Genomic DNA, 15,829 nt, shown 5'->3' with positions numbered 1-15,829 from the left:
CCTAAAAATGATTTGCGACAAGCCGTTGCGTATACGGATGTTTAGGCTGCTCAAAAATTTCTGTCGCTTGCCCCTTCTCAACGATTTCTCCTTCTTTCATCACTACTATGTTATTCGCTAGTGAAACAGCAACCCCTAAATCATGAGTAACCAGTATAATAGTTGTCCCTAGCTGCGCATGAAGGTTTTTTAATAATGTTATAAAGTGTTGTTGATGCAGCATATCTAGTGCAGAAGTTGGTTCATCTGCTATTAATATGTCTGGCTCATTATACAATGCACAAGCTAACATACAGCGTTGTAGCATACCACCTGACAACTCAAATGGATAGCTTTCTAATATAGCTACTGATAAGTTTAACTCCTTTAATATAGCGGTCATTTTAGAGAAAAACCTCTCTTTGTCATCACCCACTCGTAAGGCAGTAAACATATACAATTGTTGTTTCATTTTTTGCGTAGGAGAAAAGCTATTTGTGGCATCTTGAAAAATCGTAAAAATATGCTTTGACCTTAATAACAAACTATCTTTTTTTGACATCGTCATAATATTTTCCCCATTAAAGAAAACTGCACCCTTTGCCTCAGCTTGCGGCGGGAGCATCCCTAAAATAGCTGATATTGTTGTGCTTTTCCCACTGCCACTTTCACCGATAACTGCGGTAATCTCACCTTTCGGGACTGTTAATGAAATATTATGGATGAGATTTTTATCGTTCACTCGAACAGTTAGATTTTCGATACTAAACATGGGATCGTCCTCCTCCTTGTTTGAATGTGCTCCCGATCGCTTGCACACATAATATCGTCACAAAAATTAGTATGCCAGGAAAAAGACCGATCCACCAAGCCCCAACAAGTAAATCATTTTGCGCTGTGTACAGCATCGTTCCCCATGACGGGATTGCTGGCGGCACACCGATGCCTAAAAAGCTTAAAGACACTTCCGTAAAAATCGCCCCGGCAAAATTAAATATTGTCACGACAAAGATAGCAGGCACACTATTTCGCAATAAATGACCAAATAATATTATCCATAATGGGGTACGAAACATTGTAGCCATTTGGACAAATTCCATTTCCTTTAAGCGAATAAACTCAGAGCGAACGATTCGAGCTGTAACAAACCAACCTGTGAAACCTATAATCATGGCCATTCGCCAAACACTTCCTTGCATAATTGCTTGCAGGGCAAGTACAATTACTAAGGATGGAATCGTTAAAAATGCCTCCAAAATGCGCATCATCACGACATCAATGGCACCGCCAACAAAACCGCTAATACCACCGTAGATAATGCCTATAATGCTTGAAATTACGACTGACACTATGGCGATGAAAAGCGTAACTTTCCCCCCAACAAGTATCCGTGATAAAACATCTCTGCCTAGCTGATCTGTACCAAGTAAATGTGTAAGATTCGGTGCTTCATAAATATGATTCATATCCATTGCATTTGGCTCAAAAGGTACCAACAGTGAGGAGAAGATGGTAGTTCCTAATATAATGCAAAGAAGCGCAAGCCAAACGAGTGGCATCTTCCGTTGTTTTCTCATACTAATTTTCCTCTTCTCAATCTTGGGTTGATGCAAATCATTAAAACGTCAATTACAAATAAGCAAATGACCACCACAACACCAATAATTAGAATGGCTCCCATAAGTACAGGAAAATCCTTAACCATAACAGATTTCACAAGCAATGAGCCTAATCCTGACCAGCCAAAGAGTGTTTCAACTACTATGGAACCACCAAAGAACGAAGGAATCGTCACACCAATATAATTGATATACGGAATAATAGAATTCCGTAGTATGAGGTTTCTTATTTGTCGGTCTGGAACGCCATTTGCACGTGCAACTTGTACATAATAACTACGATTCTCTGCCTTAACACTGTCCTGTAAAAAACGTGCAAATATGCCCACATGAGAAATTACTAAAACAATTAGAGGGAGCACCATATGGTTTAAACGATCAAGCAAACCTCCATTACCACGCACATCATTCATACCTGAAGAAGGAAACCAACCAAGCTGTACCGAAAAAATAATAATACAGACAATACCTAGCCAAAAAGGAGGAATCGCAGAGCTTGCTATACTAAAAATGGATAATCCTCTATCCAATAAAGAACCTTCCTTCATTCCCGCGCGTAAACCTAGCCAAGTAGAGACAATTGTAACGATAAATAATGTGAGTGCCACTAGCTGTAATGTGTTAGGTAACCGTTCTAATAAAATCGCTATGACGGGTCTTCCCTCTTTGGCAGAATAGCCTAAATTTCCTTTTACCGCTTCGCCTAACCAAGTACCATATTGTAGAAGCACTGGTCTATCTAAACCAAACGCTTTTTCAATTCGTTGTTGCTCAGCTACTGTTAATGTTTGAGCATTGCCTCCATAATAAGCAGCAGCAGGATTGCCAGGTGCAGCATGCATAATGAAAAAAGAGAGGAAGCTCACGATAATGAGGACAATTGTCCCCATTATCACTCGCTTCCCGATCCACTTAGCGATCATTCCATTTCCACTCCTCGACATTCCATAAGAAGCCAGCACCATGATGACCTAAAATACGCTCTTTCACACCACTAATATTTTTATTAATACCATAAACAGCATCAACATAGGCAAAATAAGCGAACGGTGGATCTTCTGCTAGCTCCTCTTGTAATGCCATATAGACTTCCTTGCGTTTTTCAGGATCGACAGTTGTTCGTCCTTCCTCAAGCAAAGCATCTACTTTTGCATTTGCATAGCTTCCATAATTGTAGCCAGCACTTGTTACGCTCGATTCACCAGAATAGAATAAACTATACGTATGGTGGTCCGCATCATATGGGCTACCCCACCCCACCATAAACGCTTCCGTTTCTTCAATCACGATATTGCTCCAATCAAGTGCCGCTACTTCTACATCTGCTCCAATTTCCTTATAGCCTTGAGCGACATAATTCGCCATATTGACACGCACAGAATCTGTAATTGGTGCCGTAATGGTAAAGGCAAGCTTATTACCGTCCTTGTAGCGGAACCCATCGTCTGCTAATATCCATCCCGATTTTTCTAACAATTCATTTGCTTTCTTTACATCATAAGTATAATGTTCAATATTTTCGTTTACATAGGCATGCTTTTGTAGTGGCGAATAAGCTTCTGTCCCATACCCATGTAGGATACCTTTAACAATGCCTGTTCGATCTGTCGCATAGCTCATCGCTTTTCGAACATCGACTTCTTGCCAAAGGGGGTAGTTCATATTAAATAACATGCCACGATAATCGGCTGATTCTACTTCGTACATTTTTAACTGTTCTACTTTCGAAAGCTCTTCAACCTGATTCGGATCCAGTAACGCAATATCTACCTCGCCAGATTTCAGCTGCAATGCACGAACATTACTATCTGGAATAAATTTAAAAATAACTTTTTCAATAGATGCCTTTGTTCCGAAGAAGGAAGTGTACGCTTGAAGCGTTAGACTTGTCCCTTTATCCCATTTTTCAAACATGTATGGGCCAGCACCAATTGGTTCTTGGTTAAACGTAGCCGTTCTCATGTCTTGTCCTTCAAAGACATGCTTTGGCAAAATTGGCACTGTTAATTTATCTAACATTGGTGTAAATGGTTCATCCAATTGAATTGTCATTGTAGTATCATTTACTTTTTTCATCGCTTGGACATGGATGAAGTCAGACTTTAAATAAGACCCATTTGCATCATCAAGAATGCTATCAATAGTAAACATAACATCGTCTACTGTTAATTTTTGTCCATCATGAAATGTCACGTCATCACGAATCAAAATCGTATATGTCAACAGGTCATCTGATATTTCAATGCTTTTTGCTATGTCATTCACTGGAGCATTATGTTCATCAAAGCGCATAAGACCTCTAAAAAGTAATGCATCTAAATTCGTTTCCTCTAAAATAGGATTTAACCCCGCAAATTCAGATTCTGATGCATAAATAAGCTCATTTGCCTTTGAAGAGGAAGCAGCGGATGGCTGTTTTTCCTCGCCTTGACTAGACTCATTACTACAGCCTGCAAGACTAAGTATGAATAATAAAATAACTACTGAAAACTTTTTCAATTCTCTATCTCCTTCATTTACCTCAGAAATTTAAAGCAGTGATGCAACATGTTCAAACATGCGATTGATTTCTTTGTGAAGTGTTCGCTGCTCCTTTGAAAGCCATCTACAATGGATTGCATGATCTGTTAGTTTTGTAACACTTGCTTGAATCAGGCTTTCTTGTTGAATCATTTCCTGCAAATGTCGAATATTGAGATGCTCAACTTTTGGAGACACTATCCATAAAGAGCCAATATAACGTGCCTTTTCAAGCAAACCAATTGTTGAAAGGTTCATTTCCTGTGGTTTAAACAGGAACGAATCAAATGCAATGAGCGCTTCCTCAACAAATATTTTGTATTTGGATTGGAAAGATTGATAATCAAAGAGTTCTCCTCGCATTTCTCTACCTGGGGCAATTATTTCCCCCCATATTAATGTAGAGCTTTCTGTCATACGAATCGTTGTATTCACTTGGAATTTCGCTCGTTCAAAAGGAATAGTTACTTCAGGTAGCCATTCTAATCGTGCACCTTCTGCTAATTCCACCGTAATTTCCTGTATGCATGGCTCACCAGTGTGAGAAGGATAAATTTTTAGAGCAGATTGTTGTTGTAATTTCACTTGGCTTTCAGGCGCAAGTTTAACCGAGATGTCATTTCGATCACCCGCTACCATACCACCAGAAGATTCCATTATAAAAACTGTGGCAGTTGGCTGATTCGCTGTGTACAACTCTCTACTTGCCTTTAATGGCGGTTGCTGATACACATGAACTAGTCGTGTATAGCCCCTTCTCAGCTCAAATGCCATCTCTAATTTACCGTAATGATTTACTTTTCCTTGATTAAGCATTCACGTCAACTGCTTCGGCGCCTTCAAGTAACATGTGATGCTGAATCCATTCAACGACCTTATCGACATTAGTTTGTGAACGAACATCTGCAAAAATATATGGTCGTCCAGCACGCATTTTTTTCACATCCTGATCCATGATTTCAAGATCTACACCAACATGAGGTGCCAATGATGTTTTATTAATTAACAGTAAATCCGAACGTGTTAATGCAGGTCCACCTTTACGAGGAATATCCTGTCCCTCTGCAACATCAATTACATAAATATAGCCATGAACAAGTTCTGGACTAAATGTAGCCGATAAATTATCCCCACCACTTTCAATGAAAATAATATCTAAATCTTCAAAGCGTTTGTTCAAGTCATCAATGGCAGAAAAATTCATCGATGCATCTTCGCGAATTGCTGTATGCGGGCAACCACCTGTTTCCACTCCGACAATACGATCCTCTTCTAGAACACCATTAGTAATTAAATACTGGGCATCCTCCCTTGTATATATATCATTCGTGATTACCGCCACGTTATATTTTTCATGCATTGCACGTGTTAATTGATCTACTAAAGATGTTTTCCCAGAGCCAACTGGGCCTCCGATACCAATTCGAATTGGAGTCATTTATATCCACTCTCTTTCTATGAAATAAATAATCTTGAAAATAAAAATTCATGCTTCATCGATGCTAGTTCAATACTTAAAGCATTATTGGATAGGTCATCTATCGTTAATGTCATGACCTTTTCCGCTGCTTCCTCAATAGAGACAAGCAGTTTATTTAATGCTTGTACACCTGTATTTTGACCAAACGGCACAGCGCGTACAGCATTTTGTACTAATCCGCTAATGGAGGCATACATATATGTCATCACTGCATGATAGACATCTACACCGAGTGCTTCACTATAAATTGCATAAAGTACAGCGTAATGACCTTGCACCTTATTTTCAGCTAATTTTTCTTGCCATTGCGATAATAAGGGGCTGTCCATAAGAGGTGCCACTGTTCGTATAAATTGCTTGCCGACGTTGACACTAGCATCTCTCGATTCTTTAGCTAGCTTGATAGCCCCACAAAGTTCGTCAAGTTCTATTAGACGAGCAACATCGTGTACTTTTGCTGCATGAAACGCATCCTGAATAATTAAGGCGTCACCATGCACTAAATTATGAAATATATACGCTTGGCAATAATCTATTAATTGTTCTTTTGTGCGAATAACATCTTCTTGAATATACGTTTCCATCCCATATGAATGGGTATACGAGCCTATTGGAAATGCAGAATCATGAATTTGTAATAGACGCAATAATGAAAAATTAGTGAGCGTGTCCGCGGTATTTAAACGGTTGTTTAAATCGTCGTTCTGTCGTTTCATAGTTCACTCCTATTTCATCTAATAATGGGTTAATCGTATGATCAGCTCGTACGATGATTTCATTCTGTTCAATTAAGCAAGGCGTATGGCGATTGCCTAATTCAAATGCAGATTTCCCCATCTCATACATATCTTTCGGTGAAATGACGATAACTGGTTCGAGCTTTGTACGAATCGCAATGCGACGGCTATCATCCTCAAATAATAAGTCACCATATTGTAATGGCTCGTCACCTTCTAAACGTAAAGCAATATCCGTGCCTTTATCAGTTTCTGTTCGAAGAATACGTTTGCTTAATTCTTCCCACTCAAGCTCAATCCACTCAGTCGCTTTATGTGCATGCTCTTCTTCGTTGGCAATATTGCCGATAATTTTTTCAATTAACATTTATGTTGCTCCTCGTCATCGAATTTTTTACTGTTCCTCTGTTACTGTTACACACTCTCTATTTTTCTTTTAGAATAAGAAATATCGTTGTGCCATTGGCAATACATCCACTGGCTCACATGTAGCTAGCTCACCATCAATTTTTACTTCATATGTTTCAGGATTCACATCAATTTTCGGTGTAGCACTATTAAGCTTCATATCAGCTTTACTAATATTTCGGCAATTCCTCACTGTTCCTATCATACGTTTTAAACCTAATTTTTCTGGTAAACCTTCTTCTACAGCAATGCTCGGTAAAAATGTCATGCCACAATTTTGAGGGCCTTGTCCATAGAAGCCAAACGTCCGACGTCCTTTCATCGGCTGTGGTGTCGGAATGGACGCATTCGGATCACCTGTAATACCGTAAACTGCAATACCACTTTTTATGACCACTTCCGCTTTTACGCCAAAGAACGCTGGATCCCAAAGCACGATATCCGCTAGCTTCCCTTCTTCTAATGAGCCTACTTCATGGCTAATTCCATGCGCAATCGCTGGGTTAATATTGAGCTTAGCCATATAACGCTTAACGCGATAATTATCGTGATCTTTCCCTTCATCTTGCGGTAAAGGACCTCGCTGTTTTTTCATTTTGTCTGCCGTTTGGAATGTTCGTATTGTCACTTCACCAACACGACCCATTGCTTGTGAATCGGAGGACATAATACTTAAAATCCCTAAATCTTGCATAATATCTTCTGCAGCAATCGTTTCTGGTCGAATACGAGAATCGGCAAACGCCACGTCTTCTGGTACGTCATGCTTTAAATGATGACAAACCATTAACATATCTAAATGCTCATCTATCGTATTTGTTGTAAACGGTTTTGTAGGATTAGTAGATGCTGGTAATATATTCGGTAATGATGCCATCACTAATTGGTCTGGCGCATGGCCACCACCCGCTCCTTCTGTATGGAAAATGTGAATTACACGACCATCAATTGCATTGATCGTATCTTCTACGAATCCAGCCTCATTCAAAGTATCTGAATGTAATGCCACTTGAATATCATAGTCGTCAGCAACCATTAAACTCTGGTTTAGCGCAGCAGGTGTTGCTCCCCAGTCTTCATGTATTTTCATACCAATCGCACCCGCACGAACTTGCTCAATAATTGGTTCAGGATCAGATGCACTCCCTTTCCCAAGTAATCCAACATTTATTGGAAAACCTTCAGCAGCTTGCAGCATACGATGTAAATGCCATTCACCAGCAGTTAAGCTTGTCGCTTTCGAACCAGCTGCAGGTCCTGTACCTCCACCAATAAACGTTGTTGTCCCCGCTAATAATGCTGTTTCTACTTGATCGGGACTAATGAAATGGATATGTGTGTCAATTGCTCCAGCCGTTGCAATTAACCCTTCGCCTGCATAGACCTCCGTACCGACGCCAATGATCATATCTTGGTCGACCCCATCCATGCTATTCGGATTTCCTGCTTTACCAATGCCTATGATACGTCCATCTTTTATACCGATATCCGCTTTTACAATTCCAGTATAATCAATGATCATGACATTCGTTATAACAGTGTCAAGCACACCTTCATTTCGTGTATTCTTACCGTTTTGTCCCATCGAGACACGTAATGATTTACCACCACCAAATACGCCTTCATCTCCATATGTTGTATAGTCCTTCTCAATTTCAATCCACAAATCTGTATCGGCCAAGCGAACTTTATCTCCGACTGTTGGACCAAACATTTTCGCGTAAGCTTCATGTGTTACCTTCATTTGTCTTCCGCTCCTTTAAAGCCACCTTCAATTGCCTTATCTAATATTTCATCCTTATGATGAGTAGAGCCTTCTGTTAGCATATTTAATCCAAAAACATGTTGTTTGCCGCCAAACTCGACAAGCTCTACTTCCTTTTCTTCACCAGGTTCAAATCGAACTGCTGTACCTGATGGAATGTTAAGATGCATTCCGATGGCATCTTGTCGATTGAACTCTAGAAATCTATTGACTTCGATAAAATGAAAATGGGAGCCTACTTGAATCGGACGATCTCCTGTGTTCGAAACGAGTACTTTTTTTGTTGCTCTACCTACATTAATTTCGATAACATCATTTTTTGGTCTGATTTCTCCAGGAATCATTATCAATTCCTCCTTTACTGAATAGGACGGTGTACAGTAACAAGCTTTGTTCCGTCTGGGAAAGTACACTCTACTTGTACATCGGAAATCATGTCGCCAACACCCTCCATAACATCTTCTGCCGTAAGAACATGTTTTGCATCACTCATTAATTGAGCAACGGTTTTTCCATCTCGAGCACCTTCCATAATGTAACTACTTATAAGTGCTACAGCCTCTGGATAATTCAGCTTTAACCCACGCGCTTTTCTTTTCAGCGCAAGTTCTCCTGCCACATGGAGGAGTAATTTTTCTTGTTCTACTTGTGATAGCTTCAATCCAATCTCTCTCTTTCAAAAATTCAGAATTATCTTTCTATAATGATTCTAGATAAAATATGGACTTTCAATTTTCTTACAATTTAGTTTTACTTACAGTTTGTTTTTTCATATAAGTTATGAATTCGCTGGGATTTGCGAAGGTTATAGAAGTGACATGTTGACCCGGCGAATGCGGGTTGCAATAGTTGAAGTGTGTTAGAAGAGGTAACAGTTAGTCTATTATAAGAAACAATATTAAAAAATTCAACATTTTTATTTGTCTGTCAACTTACAAGTTTTCTGAATAAAAAGTAAAAAAAAGAGACTATTTCACAAAAATAAATTACTTTTGTGAAACAGCCTACTATGTCTGTGTTTGAAACATCTAAAAAATTATATTATAAAACTTATATTTTTATTTTAAAGAAGTATTTATTGACGCAAAATTTCTCGTCTAATCATTAAACTACTTGAAATCGATTTGTAACCTTTTGCAAGTCATCTGCCTGAATCGTTAACTCCTGTGAAACTTGATTGACTGCTTGCATAGATGCCGTTTGCTCATCCATCGATTGTAACACCGCTTCCGTGTAATGAGATAATTTATCCATACCACCAGCAATATTGGTTACTAATGTGGCTACCTCATTTGCACTGCCCGATAAATGTTTGGCAGTAGTCGAAATATCTTCGAGTTGATTCGTCATTTGGCTCACATGATTTGAAATGTTGCCAAAAGATTTTGTTGCTTCATCAATTACATAAACACCCTGTTGGACATTTTTTAAATCTTCCTCAACAGCTACAGCAACTTGTTTTGTATCACTTTCAATGCCTACTACAAGATCAACAATTTGAGTAGCTGAATGTTTAGATTGCTCTGCTAAATGACGAACTTCCTCTGCAACTACCGCAAAGCCTTTGCCATGTTCACCAGCTCGTGCAGCTTCGATTGCAGCATTCAAAGCAAGTAAATTCGTTTGATCGGTAATAGTTGTAATCATTTCTGTCATTGCTTTAATATCTGTCATTTTATTTGTTAACTGTTGCATTAATCCACTCGTTTTATCTGTTGAAGAAGATATAAACTCCATTTGTTTTTTCGCAACATGCAATATTTCTGCTCCGTTTCCTGCGATATCATTTGCTTCTTTAGCATGGTCGTAAACACCTTGTGTTGCAGTTGTAATACGTTCAATGCCGTCTACCGTGTGCTGCATCGCAATAGCACTATCATTAGCAGATTGTGCAGCTTGTTTTAATCCAGTTGACGTCTTCTCCATTTGATGGTCAACCTCTTTTACAGCAATCGTAATGTCATTTGTACTTGCTGAAAGTTCCTCAATACTTGCAGATAAATCTGTCGAGCTGTTCGCAATTGTTTGCGTCATCGTACGAAGTTGTTCTTTCATCTCATGAAAGGCTTTAGCTAACTCTGATATCTCACTTTTGTCATCTGTAGCAATTGTAACTGAATCAAATTCCCCAATTGTAATCGCTTTCGCGGCATTTGATAATTGGTTAATTGGTAGAATTACTTTATATTTGACATAGAACATATAAGATAAAGTAATCGAAATACCAACGATTGTTAAAATCGTAGAAAGCCAAGCAAAAGATGTTAAATTGGCCAAATCAATAATTAATACAACAATCATAATTAAATTTAATACCGAAAAACCGATAATGCTTTTTTTTCGCAAACTCATACTAAATTCCCCCAACTATAATATTACTATAATACCATTATTATAGTTGATTTAGTCTAATAATCACAGAAAAACGCCTGCTTTTTATTTATGAAATGAAAAAAAGCTGAGGACAATTTACTCCGCTAACTCGTTTGCAAAAAAATTTTGAAAATATGTCTTTCAATAAAAGAAAAGGCATCAAGAGTTCACTCCTGATGCCTTCTATCAACGCTATACATATTATACATATAGCAAAGGACGTACAATTTTATTTTAATTTCATCATACTAGAACCAGCAATACCTGGGTGTGTCATTTCATAAGGATCTAAAATTAAATCTAATTGTTCTTTTGTTAAAACACCTGATTCAATACAAAGCTCACGAATCGAACGTCCTGAAAGAATCGCTTCACGTGCAAGACGTGCTGCTACTTCATAGCCAATATGTGGGTTCACTGCAGTAAGGACACCAACACTTTTTTCTACATATTCCTTCATGCGCTCTTCATTTGCTTCAATATCTTTTAAGCAGTTTTCAGTAAATGCACGGAAAACATTATTCATAATGCTTATAGATTGAATTAAGTTAAAGACAAGAACAGGTTCCATAACGTTTAACTCTAATTGACCAGCTTCAGATGCTAAAGAAATCGTATGGTCATTACCAATTACTTGGAATGCTACTTGGTTAAGCACTTCTGGCATAACAGGGTTTACTTTACCAGGCATAATAGATGATCCTGGTTGGCGTGCTGGTAAAATAATTTCACCTAAACCTGCACGTGGACCAGATGCCATCAATCGTAAATCATTAGCGATTTTAGACATATTAATCATACAAATTTTAAGTGCACCTGACACTTCAGTATATGCATCTGTATTTTGTGTAGCATCTACTAAATGTGTAGCACCTTTTAATGGCAAGCCAGAAATTTCAGCAAGATGTTCGTCTACTGATTTTATATAATCTGGGAAAGCATTTAACCCTGTACCAACAGCAGTTGCCCCCATGTTTACATCATATAAATTTGGACGTGTTTGTCGAATACGGACAATATCACGGTTAATTACACGACAATATGCTTCAAACTCTTGTCCTAAACGAATCGGTACTGCATCTTGTAAGTGCGTACGTCCCATTTTAATGACATGTGCAAATTGTTCTGCTTTTTGATGGAATACAGCTTGCATGTTTTCCATTGTAACAAGAAGTTCATCTATCAAATTTAAAACAGCGATATGAATAGCTGTTGGGAAGGCATCATTTGTTGATTGTGACATATTAACATGACTGTTTGGGCTAATCGTTTGATAGTCGCCTTTTGCTTTACCTAAAATTTCAAGTGCACGGTTCGCAATAACTTCATTTGCATTCATATTAATAGAAGTGCCTGCACCACCTTGGATTGGGTCTACTAGAAACTCTGCATCCCATTGACCATCGATGACTTCTTGTGCAGCCTTGACAATTGCCTCTCCAATTTCTTTTGATAATAGGTGTACTTCCATATTACCTAGCGCAGCAGCTTTCTTAACTATTCCCATTGCTTTAATAAGTGCTGGATGAATTGTGTAACCTGTAATCGGGAAGTTTTCTGTTGCACGAAGCGTTTGAATCCCATAATAAGCTTCTCCTGGTAATACTCGTTCACCTAAAAAATCTTTTTCTGTACGTTGTGTGGACATTATTGTCGTCTCCTTTGAAGTAATACTCACACTGATAGTAGCTAATAAATGCCGTCTTGTAAACAGTCAGTTCGCCATAATGCAAAAGTTTTTTTTCAATTTTGACGATAATCAACAAAAACCGAGCGCAATTCGTACGCTCGGTAGCATTATTATTTCGTTGAAGAAACAGTAAAACGTTTATTAATATTTTGCGGATTTTCAATTTCATCTAATACAGCAATAGCGAAATCACTGTAGCTAACATAACTTTCACCCGATGCATTTACTAATAGATGATCGTTCCCAGTAGTGTAGCTACCTGTACGTGGTCCTTCAGGATCAAACATCGCAGACGGACTTAAAAATGTCCAAGTAATACTGGATGCTTGTAAATCAGTTAAATTTTCACCTTGATTTTTTGCAGTTGCAAAGAACATTTCCGGAAAATCTGGTGTATCCATCACACGAATAGTTTTCTCTGGATCAACAAATAAGCTTCCTGCTCCACCGACAACAAATAGTTTTGTTGTAATGCCATTAAAAATATTAATTAAATGACGACCTACTTTCACATGCAATGCCTCTTGTCCGAAAGGTGCCCCAAAAGCATTCACAACTACATCAAAGTCTTGAACGTCCTGTTGTGTTAAATTCAATACATCTTTTTCAATCACTTTAATATCTTCTTTTACTTTAGAAGCCGAACGAACAATAGCAGTTACTTCATGGCCACGTTGTAATGCTTCCTCTACTATTTTTTGTCCTGCTTTCCCTGTTGCTCCAATTACCCCTATTTTCATTTTAAATTCCTCCTCAATTCTATTGTAACCATTTTAGTTACAGGTTAATCACAGTAAGACCGACCTCGTTTTACATTAACGAAGTTGATCTAGCACATCTTGTAACGTTTGTGCTTGTAACTGTTTTTCCATTGCATGCCAAACATCTATATAAACGGCTTCTAACGTATGCTGAATTTTTCGACCAACCGCACATGCTGGGTTTGGCTCATCATGAATTGCAAATAGTTGTTCAGGACCATCAATTGCACGATAAATAGTTAATAACGACAAATCTTTTGGTTCAAAAACGAGCCCATAGCCTGCAATTCCTGACTGCGATGTTAACAAACCAGCTCTTTTTAATACACCGATCATTCGTCGCACGACTACTGGATTGGTATTGACACTACCAGCAATATAATCAGATGTTAGCTGACTTTTATCAGATGTTGTAGCAATGAGCGAAAGTATATGGATAGCGACCGAGAATCGACTATTCACCATATGAATCACCACCTGTTGTAACTATTATAGTTACAGGTCGGGATAATCACAAGTATTTTGCTCTTATCATAACCTGTTCATTCTTACTGAACACAATACATGTTGAGAGATCTAACTACCCCTCTTATATTTTTGACACATAAATAACGAGCTCTTGTTTGATTTGCCCATTTTCTTCATAAAAATCTAAGTTATGAAATTCATATTTAAAATGGCCAACAGGAAACGTCACGCTCTCCCCTTGAGCTGCAGCGAGTATACCAGCCACATCATGTGACACTATATGTAAAAGTTCCATCCCTGAAATCGTTTCAATAAAAAATACGTTCATTTAAAAACACCTCCTTAGCCATTATAGCTTAGAAGGTGCTTAGATTTATAGCGTAAATTAAGTTGAGTCTCTATACTCGCCTAGGGAAGGCTTTTATTAAAATATTACTTTTGCATGTGTCGTAGCTTCTGTAAATTTACTGGACTGACTAGCTGAAACTCCAAATGACCAAGAGGTAAAGTTAATAGAAGGAGAAATTTGCCAAACGGATTCTTGGTGCAAATATTTACCAAATGCATCTATTTGTGTTGGAATTGTAGAAGTTAATCTATCTACTGTAAAATATGAAAATGCAGATAAAGTTAACACTTTTTCACTATGACATGCATAAGATTTCACAATATCATCAGGTAAATCAATACTTAAAGGATAACCAGTTGGACCTTTTGTCCAAGAATTACTACTGCTAGAATAAGTTGTTACTAAATGTTTCGTTTTATTACATGAATGTCTTACTGACCAACTTTGCTGTCCATATTGTGAACCAGGAGTAGGAGACCAGAAGGCACTGTTAATACTTGTCCCTATCACATCTATTTTTCTGTTTTTCGGCATAATATGCCATGTAATAGCTGTTTTTACTCGATATTTTTTCTTTGCTTCTAAAGCAACTATAGTTGTTGTAACTGTTTTATATGAAGTTGTACTTTTATCAATATCTTTTTTATGTAGGGCATTCCTTGTTACAATAGATTTATTTGAAAAAAAGCCCCTATTTTGTTTCTCTTCTTGTAATTGAACTTCCTTAAAATAAGTCTCCTCATCAAGTTCGATAATTAAATTGATTAAATCTTCCTCATTAAAAATATCATTTTCTATCACTTTTAAAAATTTTGTACTAGTTGCAACAACTTCTCCATCTATTTCTAAATTTTTATTTATTTCTTCTGGGAGCATGTTTAATATTTCTTCTTGAGTAAAACCAAGAGACTCAAGATGTTCCATTTGCTCTGCACTTAAATTAGAAGCTTTCACTTGAATTTCTCCCAAATTAAATCCTATGAAAATAATCATAATAAAGATAAAAAATAATTTTTTCATATTGGTTTCCTCCTTGTTTTTTTTCATACTTAAATGATAAATTATAAAAAAAATCAGTAAAAGGATTTTCTATAAAAAAGGAGGATATTTAGTATGAAAATCAAATTATTATTAATCGTAATATGCTCATTTTCACCATTACTATTATTTGGACTTTTCATTTACGGAAATGCTTATTATAACGACTATCATCTAAAATCATCCGAAACGACTGTGAAAGATTTTATAGAGGAATTTATCGATAGTAGCATACAAATAATGCATTTTGAACGAATAGAAGAAACCAATATGTGGCTAGTACAATTGAAAATTAACGATAGTAAATATGGTCATGCACGTTTTAATAAAGGTTGGAATGGTAAACTTAAATTTATTTATTTAGCAACAGATCCCACAGTAACTTATCGAGAACATAAAACAAATAAAGGTAACTATGGCACACTATATGTACACGAACTAGACAGTAATGTTGCCAAAATCAAATTGACACCAAACTGGAAGAATTTCGAAAAAGAAATTAAAGTTGATACAGTCGCTCCATTTATGAAAACATTTAAACTACCTGAAAATGCTAAAGATACTTTCCCAGCAATGTTTACTTTTTATGATAAAACTGGAGAAGTCATTTATGATTACTCGAAACATGGTTAAGATTATGAG

At 37.3% G+C, this 15,829-nt stretch carries 18 protein-coding genes; 1 reads left to right on the top strand and 17 read right to left on the bottom strand.

The window, feature by feature from the left end; all coding sequences use genetic code 11:
- Nucleotide 1 precedes the first annotated feature (1 nt).
- From ACIQ1H_RS05645 to ACIQ1H_RS05565, 17 genes are all read right to left on the bottom strand, one after another.
- Nucleotides 2-751, bottom strand: a complete 750-nt coding sequence (locus ACIQ1H_RS05645; protein ID WP_402887163.1) for an ATP-binding cassette domain-containing protein — start codon at nucleotides 749-751, stop codon at nucleotides 2-4.
- Nucleotides 744-1,556 carry an ABC transporter permease gene (locus ACIQ1H_RS05640; RefSeq protein ID WP_402887161.1) on the bottom strand — a complete coding sequence of 271 codons (813 nt, stop codon included), beginning with the start codon at nucleotides 1,554-1,556 and terminating at the stop codon, nucleotides 744-746. Before ACIQ1H_RS05640 ends, ACIQ1H_RS05645 begins: the two co-directional genes overlap by 8 nt.
- Entirely contained in the window at nucleotides 1,553-2,521 is a 969-nt protein-coding gene (locus tag ACIQ1H_RS05635; RefSeq protein WP_402887159.1) for an ABC transporter permease, read from the bottom strand. The genes ACIQ1H_RS05640 and ACIQ1H_RS05635 overlap by 4 nt, the downstream gene beginning before the upstream one ends.
- Nucleotides 2,511-4,097, bottom strand: a complete 1,587-nt coding sequence (locus tag ACIQ1H_RS05630; protein ID WP_402887157.1) for an ABC transporter substrate-binding protein — start codon at nucleotides 4,095-4,097, stop codon at nucleotides 2,511-2,513. The genes ACIQ1H_RS05635 and ACIQ1H_RS05630 overlap by 11 nt, the downstream gene beginning before the upstream one ends.
- A 30-nt stretch (nucleotides 4,098-4,127) precedes the next feature.
- Nucleotides 4,128-4,934 carry an urease accessory protein UreD gene (locus tag ACIQ1H_RS05625; protein ID WP_402887155.1) on the bottom strand — a complete coding sequence of 269 codons (807 nt, stop codon included), beginning with the start codon at nucleotides 4,932-4,934 and terminating at the stop codon, nucleotides 4,128-4,130.
- Entirely contained in the window at nucleotides 4,927-5,556 is a 630-nt protein-coding gene (gene ureG, locus ACIQ1H_RS05620) for an urease accessory protein UreG (protein WP_172771643.1), read from the bottom strand. The genes ACIQ1H_RS05625 and ureG overlap by 8 nt, the downstream gene beginning before the upstream one ends.
- 17 nt (nucleotides 5,557-5,573) lie before the next feature.
- Nucleotides 5,574-6,314 (bottom strand): urease accessory protein UreF, encoded by a 741-nt coding sequence (locus ACIQ1H_RS05615; protein WP_402887153.1) that lies wholly within the window; start codon nucleotides 6,312-6,314, stop codon nucleotides 5,574-5,576.
- The gene (locus ACIQ1H_RS05610) at nucleotides 6,256-6,702 is read right to left on the bottom strand and encodes an urease accessory protein UreE (RefSeq protein ID WP_172771644.1); all 447 of its coding nucleotides are present in this window, start codon (nucleotides 6,700-6,702) and stop codon (nucleotides 6,256-6,258) included. The genes ACIQ1H_RS05615 and ACIQ1H_RS05610 overlap by 59 nt, the downstream gene beginning before the upstream one ends.
- A gap of 69 nt (nucleotides 6,703-6,771) precedes the next feature.
- On the bottom strand, nucleotides 6,772-8,487 hold the full coding sequence (gene ureC / locus ACIQ1H_RS05605; protein WP_402887152.1) for an urease subunit alpha: 1,716 nt from the start codon (nucleotides 8,485-8,487) through the stop codon (nucleotides 6,772-6,774).
- Nucleotides 8,484-8,852: an urease subunit beta gene (locus ACIQ1H_RS05600; protein WP_402887150.1), complete on the bottom strand. Its 369-nt coding sequence runs from the start codon at nucleotides 8,850-8,852 to the stop codon at nucleotides 8,484-8,486. Before ACIQ1H_RS05600 ends, ureC begins: the two co-directional genes overlap by 4 nt.
- A gap of 14 nt (nucleotides 8,853-8,866) precedes the next feature.
- Nucleotides 8,867-9,169, bottom strand: a complete 303-nt coding sequence (gene ureA, locus ACIQ1H_RS05595; RefSeq protein ID WP_172771647.1) for an urease subunit gamma — start codon at nucleotides 9,167-9,169, stop codon at nucleotides 8,867-8,869.
- 443 nt (nucleotides 9,170-9,612) lie between these two features.
- Complete coding sequence (locus tag ACIQ1H_RS05590; protein ID WP_402887147.1) at nucleotides 9,613-10,860, bottom strand: methyl-accepting chemotaxis protein; 1,248 nt, start codon at nucleotides 10,858-10,860, stop codon at nucleotides 9,613-9,615.
- Nucleotides 10,861-11,110: 250 nt separating this feature from the next.
- Nucleotides 11,111-12,529 (bottom strand): aspartate ammonia-lyase, encoded by a 1,419-nt coding sequence (gene aspA, locus ACIQ1H_RS05585; protein ID WP_402887146.1) that lies wholly within the window; start codon nucleotides 12,527-12,529, stop codon nucleotides 11,111-11,113.
- A 152-nt stretch (nucleotides 12,530-12,681) separates the two neighbouring features.
- On the bottom strand, nucleotides 12,682-13,311 hold the full coding sequence (locus tag ACIQ1H_RS05580; RefSeq protein ID WP_402887144.1) for an NAD(P)-dependent oxidoreductase: 630 nt from the start codon (nucleotides 13,309-13,311) through the stop codon (nucleotides 12,682-12,684).
- Between the two features lie 75 nt (nucleotides 13,312-13,386).
- On the bottom strand, nucleotides 13,387-13,797 hold the full coding sequence (locus ACIQ1H_RS05575) for an Rrf2 family transcriptional regulator (RefSeq protein WP_172771651.1): 411 nt from the start codon (nucleotides 13,795-13,797) through the stop codon (nucleotides 13,387-13,389).
- A 124-nt stretch (nucleotides 13,798-13,921) separates the two neighbouring features.
- Nucleotides 13,922-14,128 carry a thymidylate synthase gene (locus tag ACIQ1H_RS05570; protein ID WP_402887142.1) on the bottom strand — a complete coding sequence of 69 codons (207 nt, stop codon included), beginning with the start codon at nucleotides 14,126-14,128 and terminating at the stop codon, nucleotides 13,922-13,924.
- Between the two features lie 96 nt (nucleotides 14,129-14,224).
- Nucleotides 14,225-15,169 (bottom strand): hypothetical protein, encoded by a 945-nt coding sequence (locus ACIQ1H_RS05565; RefSeq protein WP_402887141.1) that lies wholly within the window; start codon nucleotides 15,167-15,169, stop codon nucleotides 14,225-14,227.
- 93 nt (nucleotides 15,170-15,262) lie between these two features.
- Here ACIQ1H_RS05565 and ACIQ1H_RS05560 point away from each other — a divergent pair, with 93 nt between their 5' ends.
- On the top strand, nucleotides 15,263-15,820 hold the full coding sequence (locus ACIQ1H_RS05560; RefSeq protein ID WP_402887139.1) for a hypothetical protein: 558 nt from the start codon (nucleotides 15,263-15,265) through the stop codon (nucleotides 15,818-15,820).
- Nucleotides 15,821-15,829 lie beyond the last annotated feature (9 nt).

Origin of the sequence: Lysinibacillus sp. NPDC097279 (genome assembly GCF_044761745.1) — a bacterium.
Taxonomy (GTDB): Bacteria; Bacillota; Bacilli; order Bacillales_A; family Planococcaceae; genus Lysinibacillus.
This window is presented reverse-complemented; position numbering and strand designations above follow the sequence as displayed.